This is a genomic window from Haladaptatus ordinarius (assembly GCF_054177595.1).
The window spans coordinates 1-1618 of record NZ_JBPEHH010000251.1 but is presented as its reverse complement, the minus strand read 5'-3'; the positions used below and the strand labels follow the sequence as shown (position 1 = coordinate 1618).

At 54.6% G+C, this 1618-nt stretch carries 1 protein-coding gene and 1 pseudogene; both read left to right on the top strand.

Features of this window, described 5'->3' with window-relative positions; translation table 11 throughout:
• The first annotated feature begins 204 nt into the window (after positions 1-204).
• A complete protein-coding gene (locus tag ACR3FF_RS26970; protein WP_458191158.1) occupies positions 205-915 on the top strand; it encodes a DUF7437 domain-containing protein in 711 nt (236 codons plus the stop codon).
• 46 nt (positions 916-961) lie between these two features.
• A pseudogene (locus ACR3FF_RS26965) lies at positions 962-1503 on the top strand (ArdC-like ssDNA-binding domain-containing protein); the annotation flags it as partial.
• Positions 1504-1618: the final 115 nt, after the last annotated feature.

Sequence of the window (1618 nt, the reverse complement as noted above, 5' to 3'; positions counted from 1 at the left end):
TGGAAGGTTCACCAGGTGCGTATCCGGACAGCGGATGAATCAGGTTCCTGATTCACCCGCTTCACTCAGGACTACGTATCAGCTGCTGGACTCCTGAGCCAGAGTGGACAACTAGCGACACTCTAGTAAGAGATCGCGGTAAGCCAAGTATGCCTCCTTGGAATCAGCGGTAGTCTGAAGTACACGGACTTCGGACTAATAACTATGACCCCGACACCGAATCCCGATCATATCCTCCCAGATGGAGGCATTGACACGCTCGACCCACCAACCGACGCACTGAACGAGGAGACGCTTGCTCCGGAAGCACTCGCACAGAACGCACCTGGCTTAGAAACCGTCGTTGAACTCCTCAACCACCCAGCTCTCACCCGTGTCTATGTGTATATCTGCTACTGGGGGCCCGTATCGCCACCGGAGGTGATGGACGGACTCGAGCTATCCAAATCGACGACGTACGAATACGTCGACCGGCTCGTCGCACTCGGTCTCGTGAAGCGTGATGAATCAACCCGTCCTCAGCAGTTGACTGCCGATCCGATTGTGCTCATTGAGAAGCACCTCCCGATCATCATCACGCCGACTGTGCTGCATGCCTTCGCACTGCAGGAAGTCGACGAAGATGTCGAATATTTCGTCGATCGATATGGAATCGGTAAACTCGTCGCGGCGCTGCGCGGTGCTGGTCTACACTTCGCAGGGAAAACAACACAGCGAATGGTTGCAAACGATATCGATGTCCGTGATACAGAAGCGATGCTCATCGTGTACGCTCTCGTCCCTGCACTCGCCGTCGGCCGTGATCACGATCCCTACTTCGACTATCTGTTTCCAGATGTTCATAATGAGATGGATCTCCCTGACCTTGAGGACATGGAGACGATGCCGGTTGAACCGCCACTGGGCGACGAGTGACTTCTCAGCGGTGTCGTTCGACGACTTCGACACCCGACGTGACGAGATGCACAGCACGATCGAACACTGGATCGACGACCTCACTGCGTTGACTGACGAGGCAAGAGCGAGTCAACAGTTCCAAGAGTGGCTAGATATCCAGTCGAAATTCCATGACTACTCCCATCGGAACACGCTCTTGATTACCCTTCAGTGTCCGAACGCGACGAAGGTTGCAGGATACAACACCTGGCGAACTGAGTTCGACCGCCACGTCCAGGAAGGAGAGAACGGAATCTGGATCTGGGCGCCGATCATCACAAAGCAGTGCCCTAACTGCGAGAACTCGCCCAAGTACCAGGAGCAAAATAAGTGTCCATACGACGAAACACCGCCTGAAGTGTAGTCGAAAGGACTGGTCGGATTCAAACCCACGGCTGTTTTCGATATCTCTCAGGCGGAGGGTGAACCACTTCCCGAATTGGAGACCGAAGCAACGGGCAATGCTGAAAATCTCGTGCCCACATCCAAGATGCAGCTGACGATCTCGGTGTAACGGTTCGTATCGTCGACGCTGAGGACTGGGAACACGGAGAAGCTAAGGGAGTATCGGTAGTTCCCATCGTTCCTGATTACTGACTCGGTTTCTGGGGCGAGACGAGAGTAGCTGGCGCGGATGAGCGAATGATTCAACCAAAGACGGCGGTCTCACTCCAGTGAGAGC

What these genes read in the sequence shown, in the direction of transcription:
- ACR3FF_RS26970 (WP_458191158.1), top strand. Translation starts at nt 205, where the DNA reads ATGACCCCGACACCGAATCCCGATCATATCCTCCCAGATGGAGGCATT.